The sequence below is a fragment of the Sporolactobacillus pectinivorans genome, from assembly GCF_002802965.1.
Lineage (GTDB): Bacteria > Bacillota > Bacilli > Bacillales > Sporolactobacillaceae > Sporolactobacillus > Sporolactobacillus pectinivorans.
The window spans coordinates 618,440-639,589 of record NZ_NXGA01000001.1 but is presented as its reverse complement, the minus strand read 5'-3'; the positions used below and the strand labels follow the sequence as shown (position 1 = coordinate 639,589).

19 protein-coding genes, 1 tRNA gene, 1 pseudogene and 1 riboswitch are annotated in these 21,150 nt (G+C 46.8%); of the genes and pseudogenes, 6 read left to right on the top strand and 15 right to left on the bottom strand.

The features are described from left to right. Positions 1–82: 82 nt before the first annotated feature. From COP04_RS03380 to COP04_RS03355, 6 genes and pseudogenes are all read right to left on the bottom strand, one after another. Complete coding sequence (locus COP04_RS03380) at positions 83–1,078, bottom strand: 5-oxoprolinase subunit C family protein (protein ID WP_100486695.1); 996 nt, start codon at positions 1,076–1,078, stop codon at positions 83–85. Then, the gene (pxpB, locus tag COP04_RS03375; protein ID WP_100486694.1) at positions 1,059–1,790 is read right to left on the bottom strand and encodes a 5-oxoprolinase subunit PxpB; all 732 of its coding nucleotides are present in this window, start codon (positions 1,788–1,790) and stop codon (positions 1,059–1,061) included. The genes COP04_RS03380 and pxpB overlap by 20 nt, the downstream gene beginning before the upstream one ends. Before the next feature lie 91 nt (positions 1,791–1,881). Further along, positions 1,882–2,682, bottom strand: a complete 801-nt coding sequence (locus COP04_RS03370) for a putative hydro-lyase (protein WP_100486693.1) — start codon at positions 2,680–2,682, stop codon at positions 1,882–1,884. Between the two features lie 20 nt (positions 2,683–2,702). Next, on the bottom strand, positions 2,703–3,461 hold the full coding sequence (locus COP04_RS03365; RefSeq protein ID WP_100486692.1) for a LamB/YcsF family protein: 759 nt from the start codon (positions 3,459–3,461) through the stop codon (positions 2,703–2,705). A 39-nt stretch (positions 3,462–3,500) separates the two neighbouring features. Further along, positions 3,501–4,712 (bottom strand): NRAMP family divalent metal transporter, encoded by a 1,212-nt coding sequence (locus COP04_RS03360; RefSeq protein WP_100486691.1) that lies wholly within the window; start codon positions 4,710–4,712, stop codon positions 3,501–3,503. Positions 4,713–4,977: 265 nt separating this feature from the next. Beyond that, positions 4,978–5,608 (bottom strand): annotated as a pseudogene (locus tag COP04_RS03355) (amino acid ABC transporter ATP-binding protein). 246 nt (positions 5,609–5,854) lie between these two features. Between COP04_RS03355 and rpiA the strand changes: the two are divergent. The 4 genes from rpiA (at position 5,855) to COP04_RS03335 (ending at position 10,854) form a co-directional block, all read left to right on the top strand. Beyond that, positions 5,855–6,541: a ribose 5-phosphate isomerase A gene (rpiA, locus tag COP04_RS03350; RefSeq protein WP_338062824.1), complete on the top strand. Its 687-nt coding sequence runs from the start codon at positions 5,855–5,857 to the stop codon at positions 6,539–6,541. A gap of 6 nt (positions 6,542–6,547) precedes the next feature. Then, complete coding sequence (locus COP04_RS03345) at positions 6,548–7,516, top strand: Gfo/Idh/MocA family protein (RefSeq protein WP_100486689.1); 969 nt, start codon at positions 6,548–6,550, stop codon at positions 7,514–7,516. Positions 7,517–7,653: 137 nt separating this feature from the next. After that, the gene (locus COP04_RS03340) at positions 7,654–9,150 is read left to right on the top strand and encodes an aldehyde dehydrogenase family protein (RefSeq protein WP_100486688.1); all 1,497 of its coding nucleotides are present in this window, start codon (positions 7,654–7,656) and stop codon (positions 9,148–9,150) included. Between the two features lie 160 nt (positions 9,151–9,310). Then, positions 9,311–9,411: riboswitch (SAM riboswitch) on the top strand. A 135-nt stretch (positions 9,412–9,546) separates the two neighbouring features. Beyond that, positions 9,547–10,854 carry an O-acetylhomoserine aminocarboxypropyltransferase/cysteine synthase family protein gene (locus COP04_RS03335; RefSeq protein ID WP_100486687.1) on the top strand — a complete coding sequence of 436 codons (1,308 nt, stop codon included), beginning with the start codon at positions 9,547–9,549 and terminating at the stop codon, positions 10,852–10,854. A gap of 97 nt (positions 10,855–10,951) precedes the next feature. Here COP04_RS03335 and COP04_RS03330 read toward each other — a convergent pair whose 3' ends face one another. The 7 genes from COP04_RS03330 to COP04_RS03300 all read right to left on the bottom strand — a co-directional run bounded on the left by COP04_RS03330 (position 10,952) and on the right by COP04_RS03300 (position 18,562). Further along, positions 10,952–12,154 carry an NAD(P)/FAD-dependent oxidoreductase gene (locus COP04_RS03330; RefSeq protein WP_100486686.1) on the bottom strand — a complete coding sequence of 401 codons (1,203 nt, stop codon included), beginning with the start codon at positions 12,152–12,154 and terminating at the stop codon, positions 10,952–10,954. A 227-nt stretch (positions 12,155–12,381) separates the two neighbouring features. Further along, positions 12,382–12,453 (bottom strand) — tRNA-Glu (locus COP04_RS03325). Between the two features lie 127 nt (positions 12,454–12,580). Next, positions 12,581–13,228: a deoxyribose-phosphate aldolase gene (gene deoC, locus COP04_RS03320; protein ID WP_100486685.1), complete on the bottom strand. Its 648-nt coding sequence runs from the start codon at positions 13,226–13,228 to the stop codon at positions 12,581–12,583. Positions 13,229–13,247: 19 nt separating this feature from the next. After that, positions 13,248–14,549: a pyrimidine-nucleoside phosphorylase gene (locus COP04_RS03315; protein ID WP_100486684.1), complete on the bottom strand. Its 1,302-nt coding sequence runs from the start codon at positions 14,547–14,549 to the stop codon at positions 13,248–13,250. A 16-nt stretch (positions 14,550–14,565) separates the two neighbouring features. Beyond that, positions 14,566–15,759: a phosphopentomutase gene (locus tag COP04_RS03310; RefSeq protein ID WP_100486683.1), complete on the bottom strand. Its 1,194-nt coding sequence runs from the start codon at positions 15,757–15,759 to the stop codon at positions 14,566–14,568. A 143-nt stretch (positions 15,760–15,902) separates the two neighbouring features. After that, the gene (locus COP04_RS03305) at positions 15,903–16,871 is read right to left on the bottom strand and encodes a ketopantoate reductase family protein (protein WP_100486682.1); all 969 of its coding nucleotides are present in this window, start codon (positions 16,869–16,871) and stop codon (positions 15,903–15,905) included. A 665-nt stretch (positions 16,872–17,536) separates the two neighbouring features. Continuing rightward, positions 17,537–18,562, bottom strand: coding sequence for an NAD(P)-dependent oxidoreductase (locus COP04_RS03300; protein ID WP_100486681.1), 1,026 nt, complete (start codon positions 18,560–18,562; stop codon positions 17,537–17,539). A 634-nt stretch (positions 18,563–19,196) separates the two neighbouring features. On the opposite strand from COP04_RS03300, the gene COP04_RS03295 reads away from it, so the two are divergent. Next, positions 19,197–19,373 (top strand): hypothetical protein, encoded by a 177-nt coding sequence (locus COP04_RS03295; protein ID WP_157800156.1) that lies wholly within the window; start codon positions 19,197–19,199, stop codon positions 19,371–19,373. A gap of 70 nt (positions 19,374–19,443) precedes the next feature. Here COP04_RS03295 and COP04_RS19380 read toward each other — a convergent pair whose 3' ends face one another. Together COP04_RS19380 and COP04_RS03290 are read right to left on the bottom strand one after the other, a co-directional pair. Further along, positions 19,444–19,620 carry a hypothetical protein gene (locus COP04_RS19380; RefSeq protein ID WP_157800155.1) on the bottom strand — a complete coding sequence of 59 codons (177 nt, stop codon included), beginning with the start codon at positions 19,618–19,620 and terminating at the stop codon, positions 19,444–19,446. A 98-nt stretch (positions 19,621–19,718) separates the two neighbouring features. Then, entirely contained in the window at positions 19,719–20,099 is a 381-nt protein-coding gene (locus tag COP04_RS03290) for a DUF4183 domain-containing protein (RefSeq protein ID WP_100486679.1), read from the bottom strand. Between the two features lie 443 nt (positions 20,100–20,542). Here COP04_RS03290 and COP04_RS03285 point away from each other — a divergent pair, with 443 nt between their 5' ends. Then, positions 20,543–20,911 carry a DUF4183 domain-containing protein gene (locus COP04_RS03285; protein WP_100486678.1) on the top strand — a complete coding sequence of 123 codons (369 nt, stop codon included), beginning with the start codon at positions 20,543–20,545 and terminating at the stop codon, positions 20,909–20,911. The last annotated feature ends 239 nt before the right edge of the window (positions 20,912–21,150 follow it).

The following is a 21,150-nucleotide window of genomic DNA, read 5'->3' as shown; positions in this document are numbered from 1 at the left end:
ATATGCCAAATACAGGTTCTAAGCAAAGACAACGTACACTAAAAACAGGGCGATGTTACATTTTCTGACACAGAAAGTAATTTCACTGAATCAGGCTCTCAAGTTTGTGGATTATACGTTTATGAAGGAGGTTCAGACTTTCATGTTGTTTCAGCAAAAGTTGTTCAGCCGCGGCAATCGTTATTTTTTTAAAGCTTATCCGGCTGTTCGGAGGCAACTGAGCCAGCAGCGGCAGATCAACAGACGCCACCTGGGCGATCCGCGGATAGCCCCCTGTAGACTGGTGGTCGGTCATCAGAATAATTGGCTGGCCGCTCCGCGGAACTTGAATCGAGCCATTCGTTACAGCCTCCGAATACATCTCAAAGGGGTTATCAAGGGAGAGTGCCACCCCTTCCAGCCTGCAGCCCATCCGGTCTGACGAAGCCGTGATCTTATATTCCGAATGAAGGAATGCCTGTCGGCTCGATTCAGAAAACCGTGGCCAGAGTGTATCGGGCATCACCCGTATATTTTGGATCCGGCGATACGCTCTGAATAGGGAAAAAAACCAGCCGCCCAAATCTGATTTAACCGGCACCCCATCCATCAGCTTTTTTGCCAGCTGTGAAGGTTGTCCGACAGGAATCCGGTCCTGTTCCTGCAACAGCCGGCCCTTGTATCCGCCTTTCCCCGCGCGCGTATAAGTTGAGCGGCTACCGAACCACTCGGGTGTATCTATACCGCCGGAAACAGCCAGATAGCCTCGGCTGCCTGAAATCAGTCCTCCGATCACAAGGATCTGACCGGCCTGTGCAAAATATGGCTTCCCAGTATGAATCACCAATCCATCAAGTTCCGGACGACAGTCGGCTCCCGACAAAGCGAAAAGTGTGTCCTCCGTAAAAAGAATACTTGGCCCCTTAAAAGAAAATTCAATGAGTGCCATGGATTCGGAATTGGCAACCAGCCAGTTTGCCAGTTTCGCCGATGGTGGATCCATTACACCGCCCGCGATGATGCCATATCTTTGGTAACCGAATCGTCCCAGATCCTGAATCGAAGCAGCGAACCCCTTTTCAAGCAAAGTGAGTGCCATCATTGCACCCCCCGTATATGCATTTGAACTCCTGCTCCGTGACCGGATCAAATTTAACCAGATCCCCGGCCTGAAGCAGAGTTGGCGGATTCGTTTCCGGAGTAAATAAGGGTACAGGTGTCCGCCCGATGATCTGCCATCCGCCCGGTGAATCCAGGGGATAGGCGCCTGTCTGTTTGCCGGCGATGCCCACCGATCCCGCTGCAATTTTCAAACGCGGTGTGGCCCGGCGCGGGGTAGCCAACTCCTCCGGAAGCCCGCCCAAAAAAGGAAAACCAGGTGCAAAACCAAGCATATAGACGAGATAGTGCGGAGCAGAATGCCGGGCAATGACTTCGTCAGGCTGCAAATCGTGGGCGGCTGCCACTTCATTGAGATCCGGTCCGAATGTTCCCCCGTAACACACCGGAATATGAACCACCCTCCTAAATGATTCATGCTCCGAACCTTTCTTAACATCTTGAGACAGCTCCGTCAGGTAGTCGATCACCTGCCGCTGGGCTGAACGATTTTTATGCCCGCTCCCGATGACTTTCATCGGATCATAATAAAAAACGACATTTGTATAGGCCGGCACGTATTCGATAAAACCACTAAACGGGTTCTGATCAAAAAGCTGGATAAAACGGCTGATTTTCAACTGAACAGAGGGAGCGATCTGATCGCCGAAAATGACGCGGACTGCCTGATCACCAAACGGTTCAATAGTCACATCGATTACCCTCCTTTTTCCTCTCTTGTTACGTCCATTAATGAAAGAACCTGCCCTTAGGCAAGTTCCAGGTAAAAATTTCATGATTGCTTTATAAAATACTGAATGCTGTATCTTTACGGTCGGTAATAAACATATGACCGGGGGCATGCGTAATCGCGATTTCGGGCTGTGAAGCCATGACGGCAGCCTGCGGCGTGACTCCGCAGGCCCAGAATACGGGAATCTCTCCATTGTGAATGGTCACTGCGTCTCCAAAATCAGGATGAGACAGATCATGAATGCCTATCTTTTCCGGACTCCCAAAGTGTATCGGCGCGCCGTGTACAGACGGAAAACGGCTGGTCACCTGAATGGCCCGGATTGCCTGTTTTTCAGACATGGGACGCATGCTGACAACCAGCGGGCCTTTAAAAATTCCAGCGGATTTACAGGAAATCGTTGTCCGAAACATGGGCACATTGCACTGTTCTTCAATCTGGCGGACTGGAATATCATTCTCCAGCAGCGCCTGTTCAAAACTAAAACTGCAACCGATCAGGAATGTGACAAAATCCTTCTGCCAAAAGGAACGAATGTCTGGCACTTCAGCACTTAAAATGCCCTTTCTGTAAATGCGGTACTTCGGAATATCCGTCCGTATATCCGCGTGATCTGCTGTCGATGCAACAAATGGATCACCGGTATCCAAAACTTCCAGCAATGGGCACGGACGCGGATTACGCTGGCAGAAAAGCAAAAAATCATAGGCATACTTTTCAGGCAGTATCACTAGATTCGCCTGCGTGTACCCATTGGAAAGGCCACTCGTCGGTTGATTCCACTTACCTTCACGAATAAATTTCCGGACTTTGGAAGGTATTTCTCCCGAAAGTGTTTCATAATCAGTCATTTGGCTCATCCCTTAGTTTATTAGTGCCAGGCTGCTATTGTTATTCCACACTTTTGCAGTTCGCTCCTGATAGTGCCAGCAAAAGCCAGTGCTGCAGCTCCGTCCCCATGAACACAGATTGTTTCCGCCCTGACCGGTATTTCCCGCCCACCAGCCGTTTTCACTACGCCCCTCTGTATCATTTGAAGCACCTGATTCAGTGCTTGATCTGTATTTGTGATCAGTGCGCCTGGCTGAGAGCGCGGTGTCAGCGACCCGTCAGGCTGATACGTTCGGTCGGCGTATGCCTCGTAAATCACATGAAGGCCGGCTTTCTCACCGGCTTTTGTCAGGTATGTGCCGTCCATGCCAAAAAGAAGAAGTTCAGGATCTAGATCGGCAATCGCCTGAGCGACTGCCTCGGCAATTTTCTCATGCTCGGCTGCCATATGATACAGTGCACCATGCGGTTTAACATGATTCAGCCTGATTTTCTGAGCTGCAGCCACCGCACGCAACGCCCCGATTTGATAGACGACCATATCATAGACCTCAGAGGGAGTGACCTTCATTTCCCGGCGACCGAAGCCTTCAAGATCCGGAAGGCCGGGATGTGCACCGACAGCTACATGGTTATCTTTTGCCTGTGTAACTGTCCTGTGCATCACGGAAAAATCGCCGGCATGAAAGCCACAAGCGACGTTTGCCGACGAGATCAATGGCAGAACGCGTGCATCATTTCCAATCACATAATGTCCGAAACTTTCCCCCAAATCACAGTTTAAATCAATTTGAGTCATTGCAGAACCATTCCCCTTCAGTAATCACTGGTATGGACTTCATAGAAGAGATATCAATCCCTTATACACGGACTGAATACCCGCATAAGCCATAAATACGACAATGATCCAGCCGAAAATCGAAAGCCAGAGCGGGTGTTTATATAATTCTCCCATAATCTTTTTCTTCGTCACAGCAATCAAGAGAATGGCCAATGCAATCGGAAGAATTAATCCGTTAATTGCCCCGACAACAACAAGCACCTTAGCAGGGCTGCCGATAAAGTAGAAGATTGCTGTAGAAAAAACGATAAAGAAAATAATGAGATAAGGGCGTATCTTATGGTACAGATTATCTTCACTGTCAGATTTAGAATAATCCAAGAATGACACCGATGTAAAGGTTGAACCTAAAGTCGACGTCATTCCGGCCGCAAACAAAATAAGGCCAAAAAACTTATAGCCGAAATTGCCGGCTGCCGACTGGAAGATGCTTGCCGCAGGATTTAAAGGATTGAGCTTGAACCCTTCTGCGATAACAGCCAAGGCTGCGAGAAAAAGCAAGATCCGGATGATCGAGGCAACGCCGATGCCTGTCAGCGCTCCTCCATTAATATAAGGTATGCTTTTCTTCCCCTTGAGCCCGCCTTCCAGCAATCTGTGACCACCTGCGAAAGAAATATACCCGCCAACCGTTCCGCCGACAATGGTTACAATGGAATAAAAGTCGATATGTGATGGAACAAAAGTATGCAGTGCAGCCTCCCCAACTGGAGGTGAGCTGATCGCCACGATAAAAATAATGAGGAACACTTTGACAACGGCAAGGACTTGAACAGTACGGTCCATCACCAGCAGCGCATTACGGACTAGAAAAATAACCAAGGCAATGGCCCCGCCAATAAGAGCGCCATTCTCCGGGGAAATACCGAACAGGACATTAAGTCCAAGCCCGACACCGCCGATATTTCCGATATTAAAAGTCAGACCGCCTAGCACAATCAAGGCGGTCAATAAATAACCAAGTCCAGGGAACAGCTCATTGGCAATCATCTGCGCCTTCTTCCCTGACACGCAAATGATCCGCCAAATGTTCAACTGAACACCAATGTCTACCAAGATGCAAATAAGTATGGCAAAGCCAAAATCTGCGCCTAATTGTGATGTAAATGTAGCCGTTTGTGTCAAAAATCCCGGGCCAACGGCGGACATGGCCATCAAAAATGCCGCACCCATGGCTACATTAAAAGCCACATTTTTTTTCTTAACCATCATCTTTCCTCCCCAAAGAAGCAACTATAAGCGAATTATACACACTCGCAAAATTATTTTCAAATTAAAATATTTTCTGCAAATTATCTCCATAGCAGCGTTTTCGGGGCCGATTCATTGCCATTTGAAGAAAATCTCAGGCAGACTACCTCTCTTGTAAAAGATAGCAGCTGCTGTTTGTCGAATATCAGCTGAACTCATTAAAAAACCCCGGGACAAAAAATATCTCGGGACATTCGTGTCAATCTATCAGTTATACTTCGGATCACACCCGTTTCAGAATCCTGCTCAGGAACTGTTTTGTCCGTTCATGCTGCGGCCGTTTAAAGATATCATCCGGAGTCCCTTTCTCCAGAATCTCTCCGTCGTCTATAAACAGGACTTCGTCAGCCACTTTATCAGCAAATTTTAATTCATGTGTAACGGCCACCATCGTCCAGCCCTCCTGAGTCAGATTCTTCATGACCTTCAGGACATCGCTGACGAGCTCCGGATCAAGAGCAGAGGTTGGTTCGTCAAAAAGCAGAAGTTTCGGCTTCAGTGCTACAGCGCGTGCGATACCGACCCGCTGCTGCTGCCCGCCTGAAAGCTGATACGGGTCCTTCAATCACATTTTCAAGTACGGTCTTGTGCGGGAAAAGGTTATACCCCTGAAAAACCATGGCGGATTTCCGCCGGATTTCCCTGATCGTTTTCTTTGCGACCAGCTGACTGAAATTCGCCTGTTTCCCGTCTATCCCCAGGAATCCTTTTTCAGGAATCTCCAGCAGATTGAGACTGAGAAGGATCGTTGTCTTTCCGGAACCCGAGAGACCGATGATGACCAGTACTTTGCCCTCATCCAGTGAAAAATTGATGCCCCTCAAAATTTGGTGCCCTTCAAATGATTTATGAATATCGCTGACTTTGAGTCAGCATAACACTCATGAGCGACTGTTCCTTTTCACATATGTTCACAAAATAATCTTTTGTACATTCTTTTCAAAAAATTATATCTGCATCATTTTCCTATGTAAATATTTGCTGATTGCCGATAATTATTGTTTGACAGTCAAAAAAGCCAAAGCTATACTTAAGTCATTAAGATGCACATATTATGTCTATTAGCACACATGTGCATGTTTTTGAGGGAGATGATGGGTATGGGCAATATAAAGCAAGACTGCGCACGGGAGGCTCTAAAGATCATCCCAAAGCATTCGGTCGTTGGTCTCGGAGGCGGAAGCACGATCAGTTATCTGATTGGTTTTATTAAAGAAAATGAAGCTCTTGATTTGAAAATTGTAACCCCTTCCGTGAAGACAAAATTGGCTTGCCTGGACAGCGGACTCAATGTCCTGTATACGGAGACCGTCGATCATATTGATCTGGCATTCGACGGTTGCGACCAAGTGGATGAACAGCTTCACGCACTGAAAAGCGGCGGCGGTATTCACACTAAGGAGAAGCTGATCGCTTCCATGGCGGATGACTACATCTTGCTTGTCGATGAAACAAAGTTTGTCCGAAAGCTGACGTTCGAGCTGCCGGTTGTCCTTGAAGTGCTTGAAGCCGGCATTTCCTATGTGAAAAGGAAGGTGTCAGAGCTCGGCGGGAGGCCGGTCATGCGGCAAAGTGCTGCTAAGGATGGATTTACGGTGAGCGATAACGGGCATCTTCTGATGGACACTTTTTTTACCGATGTGGATGACATTGAGGTTCTGGAACGACAATTGAAATCCATCAGTGGCGTTGTTGATACTTCACTTTTTACAGGTGTTGTCTCCAAAGTGCTTGTCGCAGGCAGCAACGGCATGAAGTGGATTACCAAAAATGAATCGGAAAGGTAATCGATTATGAAAGAGTTCAAGTGGGCCATTATTGGTCCCGGAAGTATTGCGTCCGAATTCGCGGATACCGTTCATGCAGCCGGTAGAAAAATTTACGCGGTAGGTTCCCGCAATCTGGAACGTGCCAAGGCATTCGCAGACGCGCACCATATTGAAAAGGCGTACGGGGATTACGATGAAATGCTGAAGGATCCGAATATCGACATCATCTATCTTTCGACGCCGCATTCCAATCACTACGACTATCTGGTCAAGAGTCTGAAAAACGGTAAACACGTGCTTTGTGAAAAAGCAATCACAGTCAGCAGCGAACAGCTGGATCCTGTAATTCGTCTGGCAAAAGAAAAGCACCTGGTCGTTGCCGAGGCTATGACCATTTACCATATGCCGCTCTACCGAAAGCTGAAAGAAATGGTAGCCAGCGGAAAAATCGGTGAACTGAAAATGGTTCAGGTCTCGTTCGGGAGCTTAAAACCTTATGATACCAAGAGCCGTTTTTTCAATATGAACCTTGCCGGCGGCGCACTTCTTGATATCGGCACTTATGCTCTGTCGTTTGCGCGATTCTTTCTGTCGAGCCAGCCTGATGAAGTGCTTACCACGGTCAAAACATTTGAAACCGGCGTTGATGAATCATCCGGTATCATCCTGAAAAACTCTGATGACCAGATGGCAGTAGTTGCGCTGACCATGCGTGCGAAACTCCCGAAGAGAGGTATTATTACCGGAGATAAAGCTTATATTACTGTCGATAACTTCCCAAGGGCTGATCAAGCGACGCTGGCTTACCCTGACGGAACGACGGAAACCGTCGATGCCGGTGAAACGGCGAAGGCCATGGCCTACGAATATGAGGATATGAATGCAGCCGTTCTCGGAGAACGCAGTGAGGACACGCTGTCACTTACTTCAGACGTTATCAGCATTATGACTCATGTCAGGAACCAATGGGGTATCCGCTATCCTTTTGAATAAGCCGGTTCGGTAACTCTTCCATATGATTCTATCAACCATATAAAAAATAGAGCGTTTTCATTTTATTTTCTCCTATTGTGTTCTACAATGAAAGCGTGCTATAAATTACACTTTAAACAAGAAAGGGAGTTTAGTTTATGAGTATCCAAAGCACCGTTCTTGATCATGCCATTGACACGGATTACAAATTATACATTGGCGGAAAGTGGGTTGAAGGCTCTGATGGAAGAAAAATCGCAAGCTATAACCCTAGTACCGGCGAAAAACTGACCGAATTCGTTAACGCCAGTCATGAAGATGTAGATGCTGCCGTTGAAGCAGCAACAAAAGCTTTCGAAACTTGGAAAGAAGTCGGTGTTCAGGAAAAAAGTGCTATTCTGCTGAAAATAGCCGATCTGATTGATGCAAATGCCGATCATCTGGCACTCGTTGAGACATTGGACAACGGCAAGCCCTTCAGAGAAACGAGCACAGTGGATATTCCCGCCAGCTCTGACCACTTCCGCTATTTTGCCGGAGTTATCCGTTCAGAAGAAGGCACAGCCAAAGCACTTGATGAAAACACGTTGACCATTAACCTTAAGGAACCGATCGGGGTTGTCGGCCAGATTGTTCCGTGGAACTTCCCGCTACTGATGGCGGCCTGGAAAATCGCACCGGCTATCGCCGCTGGCAATACCGTTGTTATCCATCCTTCATCCTCTACCTCGCTGAGTCTGCTCGAACTGGCTAAGCTGCTGGATCAGGCTCTTCCGGCAGGTGTTGTTAACGTCATTACCGGCCGCGGATCCGATTCCGGCGATTACATGCTGCATCATGACGGTTTTGCAAAGCTGGCATTCACCGGCTCTACTCAGGTCGGCTATGAAGTGGCCGATGCCGCAGCTAAACGCCTGATTCCAGCTACACTGGAACTCGGCGGCAAATCGGCGAATATTTTCTTCGATGACGCACCTTGGGACAGAGCGATTGAAGGGGCACAGCTCGGCATTCTGTTCAACCAGGGCCAGGTTTGCTGCGCAGGTTCGCGAATCTTTGTTCAGGAGGGTATCTATGACAAATTCGTGGGCGCTCTGAAAGATGCTTTTGAAAATGTCAAAGTCGGCCTTCCCTGGGAAGACGGCGTTCAGATGGGTGCCCAGGTCAACAAGCGCCAGCTGGAAAAAATTCTGGATTACGTCAAGATCGGCAAAGATGAAGGCGCAAAGCTGGTAACCGGCGGCAAGAAACTGATGAGGGACGGCTTGGAAAATGGTGAATTCATGGCACCAACCATCCTCGCTAATGCCACGAACAACATGCGGATTGCACAGGAGGAAATCTTCGGACCGGTTGCGACCGTGATCAAATTCAAGGACACCAATGAAGTCATCAAGCTGGCTAACCAGTCTGATTACGGTCTGGGCGGAGCGGTCTGGACGAGCAATCTGAATACGGCGCTTAAAGTTGCACGCGGCGTCCGCACCGGACGGATGTGGGTCAACACGTACAACCAGCTGCCTGCAGGTGCGCCGTTTGGCGGCTATAAAAAATCCGGCATCGGTCGTGAAACGTACAAGAGTATTCTCGAAGCATACACTCAGACTAAGAATATCTTCATCAGCACAAAAGAGACAGTTGACGGACTCTACTAATCAGATATTTTTAAGATATCTAATCATTTTTAAAAGGAAGAGAGCAGCGCTGCCCTCCTCCTTTTTTATAGTTAAAAAAATATATTAAAGCCAGCAATTTACTTGTATTTATGTGTTGACTAAGTTTGTAAATGGTAGTAAACTAACGTCAATTAAATAAATCTTATCAAGAGTGGCGGAGGGACTGGCCCTGCGAAGCCCGACAACCAGCACGCAGTGTATGGTGTTAATTCCAGCAGATTAAATTCTGGCAGATAAGAAAAGAATCGGCGAAAAAGCTGCTTCCCTCTATTCTGGCGGGAGCAGCTTTTTTATTTGCAGCCCTTTCCAATCTGTAATTCTTTCCAAATCTAAGATTTTATTTAATTAAAATTAGGAGTGTAGGGAGAGATCGAAATGGCTGAAGAAAAAAGGCAGTTTGGTTTTGAAACATTGCAGGTGCATGCCGGGCAGGTTCCCGATCCGGCCACAGGGGCACGTGCCGTACCGATTTACCAGACAAGTTCATTTGTTTTTAAAGACGCTGACGAAGCGGCGGACTTTTTTCAACTGAAAAAACCAGGCAATGTGTACGCACGCATCATGAACCCTACGGAAGATGTCTTTGAAAAACGCATTGCTGCACTGGAAGGCGGTGTGGCCGGGCTGGCCACCGCTTCAGGGCTGGCGGCAATCACTTATGCCATTTTGAACGTAGCAAGCAGCGGCGACAATATCGTTTCTGCCAGCACACTGTATGGCGGTACGTTCGAGCTGTTTTCCGTGACGCTGAAAAAACTGGGAATCGACGTTAAATTCGTTGACCCCGATGATCCTGAAAACTTCCGTGCAGCGATTGATAACAAAACAAAAGCTATTTATGGTGAAACCATAGGCAACCCAAAAATCAACGTCCTTGATATTGAAGCGGTTGCTAAAATTGCCCATGAAAATAAGATTCCTTTCATTATCGACAACACTTTTGGTACACCTTATCTAATCCGGCCAATCGATTTCGGCGCGGATGTCGTTGTCCATTCTGCCACAAAGTTCATTGGCGGACATGGCACGGCTATCGGTGGTGTCATTGTTGATGGCGGTAAATTCGATTGGCGCGCAAGCGGTAAATTCCCGGACTTCACAGAACCGGATAAAAGTTACGGTGGATTGGTTTACGCAGATCTGGCTCCTGCTTCATTCGCAGCAAAGGCCCGCGTCCAGCTGCTTCGCAATACCGGCGCGACAATCAGCCCGCAGAACGCATTCTATTTCCTGCAGGGACTTGAATCATTGTCAGTCCGTGTTGAACGCCACGTTCAGAACGCGCGCAAAGTGGTTAAGTTCCTCAGCAACCATCCAAAGGTCACCTGGGTCAATTATCCTGAACTCGAAGGCAGCCCTTATCGCGAACTGGCCAAGAAGTATTTGCCAAAAGGTGCCGGATCGATTTTTACTTTCGGTGTCAAAGGCGGACTGGAAGCAGGAAAAACGCTGATCAACAATGTTAAGCTGTTCTCTCTGCTTGCCAATGTTGCCGATGCCAAGTCACTGATCATCCATCCTGCAAGCACCACACACGCAGAACTGACCCCTGAGGAACAGGCTGTCACCGGTGTTACACCGGATTTGATTCGTGTATCAATCGGCATTGAAAGTGTGGATGACATTATCTGGGATCTGGATCAGGCACTTGCCAAGATCCCTGAACCTGTCACAATTAAATAAGATTGCTATAAAAAGATAAAGAACGTTTAACAAGGGTCAAATAAATCAGAACCGCCTCTCGGAATAAATACCGGAGGCGGTTCTTCTTTGCAAATAATTATCTGTTAAAGTTAAAGCGGCCCTTTTTCAGCATGGTTTCAACACCGCCGATTTGCACGAGCGAACGATTCTCAATCACTTTCTTCATGAATGATGCCGGATATCCCTTAAAATTTTTCCCCAGCACCTGGCCCATGGCATCATTTTTCCCAAGAGAGCAGACTGTTCCCTTTGTCTTATAAACAAAGTTTTTCATCGGCTTTCCTCTGACCAGAGCATTCAGATTATAGGCCGCATAGTTGGCCTGCTGAATCGCAATCTGTGCAGTTGTCGGAAAGGGCTGCCCGCTCTCCGGATCGATTACCGCAGAACAGTCACCAATAATCATGATATCGCCGGCATCAGGAACGGTCAGATCCGCATTTACCGGAACCCTGCCGCGATGCTGCCGAAACCCGGATGCCGCAATAACAGAGCTGCCTCTTACCCCGCCCGTCCATATAAAGGTTCCTGCATGAATCACTTTTAAATTATCACCGTTTTTATAGTAGACGTGTCCGGGGACAACTCGGTTGACACGACCAATGACAAATTCAACACCGCGGTCCCTCAATTTCCGGCTGCCATAATCTGCGAGGCGTCGATCAAACATGGGTAACACGTTCGGTGTTGGTTCAATACAAACCACATGCATATTATCCTGATCGATATGGTAGCGTTCTGCCAGCTTTGGCAGGTGATCCGTCAATTCGCCGAGAAATTCGAAACTTGTAAATCCTGCGCCGCCGACAACAACTGTCAGATGCTCGTCATTAGGGTCTTCACGCCATTTGACCAGCTCATTTTCTAAATGCCGACGGATCCGCTTTACTGAAGGAATATCGGAAATAGCAAGTGCATATTCCGATATACCCTGTATACCAAATGATTCAGGTTCAAAACCGAGGGCAATCAGCAAATAATCGTAAACTAGAGGTGCATGTCTTTCCAGAATCACTTTCTTTGCTTTCTGATCAACGCCTAGAACCGTATCCTGAATAAACAAAGTCTGCTTTCTGTCAATCACATAATTGATCGGATAACAGATACCCTCAGCCTCTGTCGTGCCTGCTGCCACCTCGTGCAGCAGAGTCGCTTCGCAATGATAATCATTTCTGTTAATGATCACCAGATCGACATCCGGATGCATATCCTGCAATTTTTTTAATGCCCTGAGCCCTCCGTATCCTGCGCCAAGAATGACAATTTTCTTTCGTCCCAAAATAGTTCGCCCCCTTCGATCTATTCATCAAGAAGTTTACCTTAAATGTTTTCGTCACAATTTGTTCACATTATTTCCATTTCTATTGTATCCTCGTTCGTAAGCGTTTTCAATAATCTGTGGCATAAATTACAGCTTTTTGTACAATTTGCAAGTCGAAAAAATGCAAAAGCCACCCAATACGGACGCCTGAGTGGCCGCATCAGATGGTTTCTCTTAAAAAATAATAAGGCGTACGGGAATTGAACCCGTGATCATGGAATGAGAATCCATTGGCTTAACCACTTGCCCAACGCCCTATCGTCATATTGCCCTTTATTGAGCACGAAAAAAATTATAACACAATTGATGAATATATTTCAAGTGCCAAACTCTTGAACAGTCTGAGACTATCAGTCTTGTGCAGATGAACCAACTGCCCGTCGCTCATTCAGCAATAATTTTCACGCCAGAACTGGCTCCGATCCGCGAAGCTCCAGCTGCAATCATAGCTTCCGCATCGATTCTAGAATGGATGCCCCCCGCCGCCTTGACCCCGATATCATTCCCAACAGTCTGGCGCATCAGCGCAACGTCTTCAGGAGTCGCTCCACCCGTTGAAAAACCGGTTGATGTTTTGACATAATCTGCGCCTGCTTTAACAGCAAGCCGGCATGCCTTAATTTTCTCTTCATCAGTTAGCAAGCAAGCTTCAATAATTACTTTTACCAGCGCCTTTCCACCGGCAACTTTTGTCACGGCACGGATATCTTCCTCCACCGCATCTTCAAGGCCGCTTTTCAGTGCACCTATATTGATCACCATATCCACTTCACCGGCACCGTTCTCAATCGCTTCCCGCGTTTCATAGGCCTTTACTGAAGCTGTATTTGCTCCAAGAGGAAAGCCAATAACCGTACAGACTTTCACCTCTGAGTCTTTCAGCTGCTGCGCTGCCAGACTCACCCAATATGGATTGACACATACCGAAGCAAAACCGAATTTTTTCGCTTCGTCTGTCAGTTTTAGAATATCTGCTTTTGTCACATTCGGCTTTAGAGCCGTATGATCAATATATTTTGCGAGGCTGACCATTTTTTATCTCCCTTTATTCTCATTCTGTAATTATTTGATGGATCAGCCGTGGTTTTTCCGCATGGCTGTTGATTCTGATACTACGGTAAAGCTTGTCTCTCACATCATCGACATCGGCATGATCTGAGTGAATCGTCAGAAGGGATTCCCCTGCCGTTACCGGATCGCCGACTTTTTTGTGGAGCATGATTCCGGCAGCAAAATCAATGCTGTCTTCTTTGGTTGCTCTTCCGGCACCCAACTGCATGGCAACCAGTCCAATCTGATCCGCTGCCATCTCAGTCACAAAACCTGAAGTTTTTGCCAGAAGCTCGATTTGAAACCTGGCCTGAGGCAATTGTTCCGGATGATCTGCCACATCCGGATTTCCACCCTGGTTGGCTATAAATTGCCGGAATTTCTTCAGTGCTTTGCCTTGCGACAATGAATTTTCCAGAAGTTTCTCAGCCTCTTCTTTCGAATCCGCTTTGCCGGCTGATTGCACCATCAGGCTGCCCAAAGCCAGGACCAGTTCTTTGAGATCGGCCGGACCTTGCCCTTTTAAAGTATCGATAGCTTCTTTAACTTCAAGTGCATTGCCCACAGCACGGCCGAGCGGCTGAGACATATCCGTAATCACCGCCGCGGTTTTTCTGCCGACACGCTGCCCGATGTGCACCATCGTTTCGGCCAGGCGTACCGCATCTTTTTCATCTTTCATGAAAGCGCCCGCTCCGGTGGTTACCTCCAGGACAATCGCATCCGCTCCGGCTGCTATTTTCTTGCTCATAATTGAGCTCGCAATCAACGGGATCGATTCCACAGACCCGCTCACATCGCGCAGCGCATATAGTTTCTTATCGGCAGGAACGAGCTCGCCGCTTTGCCCGATCACGGCAATCCGATCACGGTTGACTAGCTCAATGAACCTCTCCGGCGTCAGTTCAGCGTGAAATCCCTTGATTGACTCCAGTTTATCGATCGTACCGCCCGTAAAACCAAGCCCGCGCCCGGTCATCTTGGCAACCGGAACCCCGACCGAGGCAACAAGAGGGGCTAAAACAAGTGTTGTTGTATCACCGACTCCGCCAGTTGAATGCTTGTCCACCTTAATCCCTCTGATTCCTGACAAATCAACTGTCTCACCAGAGTTGACCATCGAACGGGTCAGTTCGGCGATTTCCCGATCAGTCATATCTCGAAAATAAATCGCCATGGTCAGAGCACTCGCCTGATAATCAGGAATGGTTCCATCAACGTAGCCATCGATGAAAAAACGAATTTCCTCCGGAGAAAGCTCAAATCCATCCCTTTTTTTCGCAATAATATCGACCATTCTCATCGCACCACATCCCGTTTCAGCTTAATTCATCGAGAAAACTGGTTCCCACCCTGGGCATGCGTACACCGAAATTATCTGCCGCAGTCGCACCAACGTCTGAAAAAATTTGACGGACAGGAAGCGCCCGCCCTTCTGCAAACTTGGGAGAATAAATCAGCAACGGTACGTATTCACGCGTATGGTCCGTTCCTCTGAATCCCGGATCATTGCCATGATCGGCCGTGATCATCATAAGATCCTGATCCGTCAGTTTTGCCACTGCTTCACCCAACTGGTGATCAAAAGCTTCGAGTGCTTTACCAAAAAGCACCGGCTCACGGCGATGCCCGTACTTTGCATCAAAATCAACCAGATTCGTGAAACTGAGGCCGCGAAAATCACGATCCAGCACCTGGATCAGGCGGTTCATCCCGTCTTCATTGCTGACTGTGTGCCAGCCTTCTGAGATACCATGCCCACTGAAAATATCGTTGATTTTCCCGATTGCCAGTGATTCAAACCCTGCCTCAACCAGTGTGTCCATCACCATTTTCTCAGGCGGCACCAAAGTCAGATCGCGCCGGTTGGCTGTCCGCTCAAAGTTATCCGCACGGTTGCCAATATAAGGACGTGCAATCACCCTGCCTAAATGATAAGGTTCATCGATGGTCAGCTTGCGGCTGTATTCACAGATCTCATAAAGTTCGTCGAGTGGAATTACCTGTTCATGAGCGGCAATCTGCAGCACCGAATCGCCCGATGTATAGATGATCAGCTCTCCGGTTTTCATTTGCCGTTCGCCAAATCTCTTGATGATCTCCGTTCCGCTCGCTGGTTTGTTCCAAATGACTTTGCGGCCGCTGAACTTTTCTATCTTCCGGATCAGTTCATCCGGAAAGCCGTTCGGAAACGTGTGAAGCGGCGTCATGACCGGAAGACCCATCATCTCCCAGTGACCGTCCATGCTATCCTTGCCGGCAGACACTTCATGCATTTTCGTATAAAAAGCCGTGGGATGTTCCTGCACCGCTACCCCTTGAATTGGTTTTTCGGGGCGGATATTCGACAGTCCCAACTTTTCCAGATTCGGGACGTGCAGCCCGCCCATTGCCTCTGCCGTATGGCCAAGCGTATCGCAGCCCTCATCGCCGTATGTTGCAGCGTCGGATGCTTCCCCGATTCCAACTGAATCCATCACAATAATATGAATCCGTTTGAATTTTTCTTCCATGATATCCCCCAGTTTTAATTGCGATTTCCTAGACATCCCTTATTTTGGTGAAACTATCTCCTGTTATTTTAACCCATCGGAAAAAAAGCCGCAAAAAAACTCCAAACAACCGACTGATCGATTATCCGAAGTTCAGATTTTGCTTAACCCTGTTTGACAGATTCCTCTTCATATTTGCGGGAAGCTTCTTTCAGATGCACGAGATCCACAAGCATCGAGTGATAAGGGGCCTTCAGTCCATGCTTTTCAGCGAGCCTGACGATGGCTCCATTGATATAGTCCACTTCCGTCGGCCTGTTGGTGGTCATGTCCTGATGCATGGACGGATAGTGCAGCGGGTTCGATACTTCCGATACGAACATGATCTGCTTAACCAGTTCATCGCGATTCACTTCCATCTGAATACCTTCCGCGTCAATCGCTTCATACGCTTCATAAATCAGCTTCCGCGACATTTCTTCCGCATTTTTATAAGCCGCGAACTCACCCATCTTGATATTCATTAATGTGCACAGTGTGTTGACAACAGAATTGAAGACAAGTTTGGTCCACACCGTTCCCATGTAGTCTGTCTGCACAGTAGGATGCATCAGCGCCTTTTCCATTTCATCAGCCACTTTATAAATAAACGGATCCGGTCCCCCTTCCATTTTTACAATATGAACATGTCCGGCTCCGCGTTTGCCGACAAAATCCACTTTGCCCGGTCCCTTCATAACGGTTGCAACCATGGCTGTCCCGGCAATGATTTTCTTCCTGTCAACAAACTGAGCAATATATTCAGCTCCGCCATATCCATTCTGGTTAGTCAGAACGTAAGTATTTTCACCAAGGAAATGTTTACAGCGTTCCATCACTTCAACTGTATGCATGTCTTTAATGAACACAATGACAAGATCAGGTTCACCATGATATTCTTCCGGATAGCGTACGGCCACGTTTACTAAATGCGGGTTCTCTCCGTCACGCGTTACTTCCACACCATGATTCTTTTGGATAGCGGCAACATTCGGTTCCCATGTATCCACAAACTGTACATCGTTCCCCACTTCCTGCAGCAGGACGCCATATCTCAGACCCATTGCTCCCGCACCAACAACTACAATTTTCATTCTGTTTCGTCTCCTTTTTCTCTTTAAAGTTCTCTTTTTATCACAACCTGTTGCCGCAGATGTAAAAGGCCCCACCCAGATCGCTCTGAATGGGGCCATGCGCAAGTCCCGCACAGAAGCGAACAGGACTCGAGCAAACGTCATCGGTTTTTCCGACTGTCGTTCACTGAGTCCTAGCTAATCAAAATAATGACTCGCTGTCCACTTATCCGCGCAAGGAACATCATATACATCCTCTCAGTAACCTCGTAAACTTGTGATTGACCTTAAGTCTACACGTTGGTCAGTTCCATGTCAATCTATAAATTAAGAATTCTGAAAAATGTTTTCAAAAAATAAAACATAATAATTTTCCGCGGCCTATCACTTCTTTAGCATTTTGTTCCGGATCTCAAGCGGAGTATATCAGCCGATTTCGGTTCGTTTTTTCCTTGATTCGGTTCATTTTCTAGAATGAAGCTTCCAGAACCTATCAAAATGCTCTTTAAGCATTTGTTTAGTGACGCCGTTGTGTCGCTTAGCCATGCCCATAAGCGTTCCGCAGATCGTTTAACGGGCAGTTATCCACCCAGTCGACAATTTCCAATTTCCCAGACAAAAAAACAGCCGCACAAATAAAATGTGCGACCGCCTTATGTTTATTCAATGAGATTTTAAAATCAAACTTATTTTGCAGCCGATTCCGGCAGCTTAACTTCAGCTCTGCCAAGATCTTCACCGTTGATTGCAGCGTTGAAATTGTCATAGCTTGTTGAAATCATGTTGGAAACCGCTTCGTCCGTCATCGCTGCAACATGAGGTGTAATCAAGACTTTCGGATACAATTCAAGGAGTTCCTTGATTGTTGCATCAGGGAATGTTTTGCCATCCGAGAAGTCCTTGCCGAAGAAGCGTGTCTCGTCAGTCAGCACGTCAGCTCCGAAGCCGCCAAGTTTGCCGCTCTTGATTGCCTTGACAACTGCAGCTTCGTCAACGATTTCACCACGTGCCGTATTAACCAGAATTGCTCCGTCTTTCATTTTGCTGATGAAATCTTCACCAACGAAGTTTTCATTCTTGCCAGGGAAATAAGGAAGATGCAGGCTGACGATATCCGATTCAGCAAGCAGTTCATCCAGTTCCTTAAATTCAACGAGTTTCTTGGCAAAGTCGCTCTGGAAAATATCATAGCCGAGCAGCTTAGCACCAAGGCCCTTATAAAGTTCAGCTTCAACGCAGCCAATGTGGCCGGTGCCAACAATGCCGACCGTGCTCTTGCGGATTTCATGGCTGAACATCGTTTCAGTTACTTGGAAGTTCAGTTTCGCTGTTCTGCCGGTTGTGTACACCGTGTGGCGTGACAGCGAAGTACCGAATGAAACAGCAAGTTCTGCAATTGCGTTCGGAGAATATGCAGGTACACGGGCAACTTTCTGGCCAAAGTCTGCAGCAGCCTGAAGATCAATGTGGTTGAAGCCAGCAGTACGTGTAAATACATATTTGATACCGAAGTCATTGAATTTTTTCAAGTTAGCGCGGTCTGCCAGGCAGTTAACGAACAGCAAGACACCGTCGAATCCCTTTGCCAAGTCACCGTTGTCTGCAGTCAGCAAGTCATTAACCAGTTTCACTTCATAACCATATTTGTTCAATTCGCCGTACAAGTGTTCTTCGTAAGGTTCAACACCATATGCAATGATTTTAAAAGCCATGCTCAAACATCCTCCTAAAAATTTTATTCTTGACCCGGCGTTTCTGAACGCCAGGCTGTAAGCCAATCCACCTGTGAAAGTAAAAAAAATTTCGTGATCGCTTTCACAAGATTACTAAACCCTAGCCTTCCGAACCTTGCCTCCACAGACGCAAGACCTGCTACGCTTATCTTTTCCACGGAAGGGAAAAAATATCATGAAATCTTTTTTACCTTAAAAATTATAACATTGTGCTCCAACGGCGGCAATCAAACAATGTGTTAAAAAAGTGATTTTTTTGTGAATACCGGATTTATGGCATCCAAACGTTCATCCATTTTTCAAAACCCATTTCCCTCCTGATCGTGCATAAATACCCTTAAACCGGCAAAGATAGGCCCCCGTTAATTCTATGAAACGGCTATATTCGTCCAAACCGTCCGTTTTCCCTTTCATATTCTGGTTATTGCAAGTACGAGATGGAACAGAAATGGAACTGAAATGCAAAAGAGAGAGGCAGCGTCCGATCACAGTAATCGGCTTAGGCTTTGTCGGGCTGCCCCTGTACCAGCCCGGTGCTCGTGAACCGATTACCATTCATGAATGAGCAACCGAAATTAAAAGATTGACTGCAAGCGGCTCAAGATTGATTTTTATGCCCTATGATGAAGCCTACGTCAAGGGTTTTGAAAGTTTTCCAATCGTGATCGTGCTGCCTTCGCTTGGCAAGGCAGTAAAGACATTGGATTATGACCTTCTACTGACTTCAATCAGGGTTGCTTCGGACCATTGCTGGCATCATGAAGAATTCTCGGAAAAGGAAAAAAGTTAAGCGTTACAAGCTGCTGTAAGTAAGGGATGTGGTGTTTATCGACGACAGCAGATTTTTGCCTCTCCTACTGTTATCGGTTGCTGTCGGAGAGCTTTGCCGGGACATTCAGGTTAACGATTATATTAAACTGATCACAATCCTGCTCTGCCTCTTCACAAACAGCGAACCTGACCGCGAACAATAACGTCGACCAGCCCGAACAGGCTTCAAGCCCGTCCTTCGGGGTAGCCGATGTTTTGTTGCGCATTTACCCGAATAACTCTCATAGAATTAAAAATAAGCGAAAGCTGCACATAGAAAAACATGGAGCCTTCACTTATTTTTTTTAAAAATCAGTATATCCGACTACTCACTCACGGATGCCTTATAGACAGGATCAAAATTGATGACTTCTACAATAACGGGCGTTCCCTTGGCAATATCCGATCCTTCGGGAACAGTAATCATCAAGTTTCCAATCTCCTTCTCACCGGCAGTATAGGCAACATTATCTTCCATTTGCATCACGCCATTGATTGAAACATTAATAAAGCTATTATTTAACTTTAATGGCGGAAACGATTCAACAGCATCACCTGCGTCATCAAAAAATTTAGTTGCATCGATTTTCACAATAGTTTCTCCCGGAACCGCTTGTTCCAATTCATAGAAAAACCGAGTGACAGTCGGCGACAGCGTAATCTCACTCTCAGAAGTATACACGGGCTTAATAATTTTCAGGCCCATCACATCTCCCCCTTTGATCAATATCGTCTGGACTTCTTTGAAAAGTAACTGGGATGACCTCGGCGGCCTCTTTTTGAATCCCTCATGGTCATTAACACCATATGCATGAAAAGGAAAAAGGACATCCACGAACACAGGCAAATAGAAAGATAAGAAATCTACCCAGTAAGTCTGTTTAAAGATGGTAAAGGAGAACGGCCGAAGCCCAAAAGCGCAATGTCGTATCGCGGCGCCTGCATTAGATCGTTCATGACCGTCGGCCAAGTTTCGAGGACCGGAACGTGCAAATCAGCGATACGGGTTGCCCGGAGAAACGAGCTAAAAAGATTACCGCCTAACGTTAGGTGACCTTTCAAATACCTACCAATATGAACTCACTTTCATCCGATATGCTTTATATACTATTATGGATTGCCTGAATGCTCCGGAAGGAGGAAATAACAATGGGGCATGAGTATTCTCATTCAAAAGAAGCACCGTCCATCCCGCATCCGTTTCTGTCTTTTCCAAAAATAAAACAAGGTTCGAAACAACGTTTTTCCAGTCCTCAAAAAGTGGATACGTACGAATTTTATGCTTTATCTGACGGACTGAAAAGGATTTACACAGCGGCCGACGCACTGCCCGGTCATGGAGTCAGACGAATTCTGAGCCCGGATGAAGTATCCTATATGAATCTGTTCATCAATGGAATGCTGCAGCCCAGGCAAAGCTATCAAGTGAGCAAAGAAAAGCTGGTGATTCGCACGGAAGATATACCAGCTAAAGGGGCGCCTATCATTCTGCAAATGATCCTAGTCAAATCATTTTGAAGAGAGTCTGATTCTCTGACGTCCATAAATTACTCCGGCTTTTTTAAGCTGTGAAAAAATCAGGACAATAGCCGGAAAGTCCCGGAATTCTGCGTAATTGCTGGATTAGCAGGCCATCCTTCTATCTTCTGTCTTCATTTAAGGCTAACAAAACAGATTATTTATCTATAAGGAAGAAACATGCCTACACCAATAGTGTCATTCCACAATACAGTTAAAGTATAGAACCTCTTAGGGAG

What these genes read in the sequence shown, in the direction of transcription:
- COP04_RS03380 (WP_100486695.1), bottom strand. Translation starts at nt 1,078, where the DNA reads ATGGCACTCACTTTGCTTGAAAAGGGGTTCGCTGCTTCGATTCAGGAT.
- COP04_RS03370 (WP_100486693.1), bottom strand. Translation starts at nt 2,682, where the DNA reads ATGACTGATTATGAAACACTTTCGGGAGAAATACCTTCCAAAGTCCGG.
- COP04_RS03365 (WP_100486692.1), bottom strand. Translation starts at nt 3,461, where the DNA reads ATGACTCAAATTGATTTAAACTGTGATTTGGGGGAAAGTTTCGGACAT.
- COP04_RS03360 (WP_100486691.1), bottom strand. Translation starts at nt 4,712, where the DNA reads ATGGTTAAGAAAAAAAATGTGGCTTTTAATGTAGCCATGGGTGCGGCA.
- rpiA (WP_338062824.1), top strand. Translation starts at nt 5,855, where the DNA reads ATGGGCAATATAAAGCAAGACTGCGCACGGGAGGCTCTAAAGATCATC.
- COP04_RS03345 (WP_100486689.1), top strand. Translation starts at nt 6,548, where the DNA reads ATGAAAGAGTTCAAGTGGGCCATTATTGGTCCCGGAAGTATTGCGTCC.
- COP04_RS03340 (WP_100486688.1), top strand. Translation starts at nt 7,654, where the DNA reads ATGAGTATCCAAAGCACCGTTCTTGATCATGCCATTGACACGGATTAC.
- COP04_RS03335 (WP_100486687.1), top strand. Translation starts at nt 9,547, where the DNA reads ATGGCTGAAGAAAAAAGGCAGTTTGGTTTTGAAACATTGCAGGTGCAT.
- deoC (WP_100486685.1), bottom strand. Translation starts at nt 13,228, where the DNA reads ATGGTCAGCCTCGCAAAATATATTGATCATACGGCTCTAAAGCCGAAT.
- COP04_RS03315 (WP_100486684.1), bottom strand. Translation starts at nt 14,549, where the DNA reads ATGAGAATGGTCGATATTATTGCGAAAAAAAGGGATGGATTTGAGCTT.
- COP04_RS03310 (WP_100486683.1), bottom strand. Translation starts at nt 15,759, where the DNA reads ATGGAAGAAAAATTCAAACGGATTCATATTATTGTGATGGATTCAGTT.
- COP04_RS03305 (WP_100486682.1), bottom strand. Translation starts at nt 16,871, where the DNA reads ATGAAAATTGTAGTTGTTGGTGCGGGAGCAATGGGTCTGAGATATGGC.
- COP04_RS03300 (WP_100486681.1), bottom strand. Translation starts at nt 18,562, where the DNA reads ATGGCTTTTAAAATCATTGCATATGGTGTTGAACCTTACGAAGAACAC.
- COP04_RS03295 (WP_157800156.1), top strand. Translation starts at nt 19,197, where the DNA reads ATGCCCTATGATGAAGCCTACGTCAAGGGTTTTGAAAGTTTTCCAATC.
- COP04_RS19380 (WP_157800155.1), bottom strand. Translation starts at nt 19,620, where the DNA reads ATGCGCAACAAAACATCGGCTACCCCGAAGGACGGGCTTGAAGCCTGT.
- COP04_RS03290 (WP_100486679.1), bottom strand. Translation starts at nt 20,099, where the DNA reads ATGGGCCTGAAAATTATTAAGCCCGTGTATACTTCTGAGAGTGAGATT.
- COP04_RS03285 (WP_100486678.1), top strand. Translation starts at nt 20,543, where the DNA reads ATGGGGCATGAGTATTCTCATTCAAAAGAAGCACCGTCCATCCCGCAT.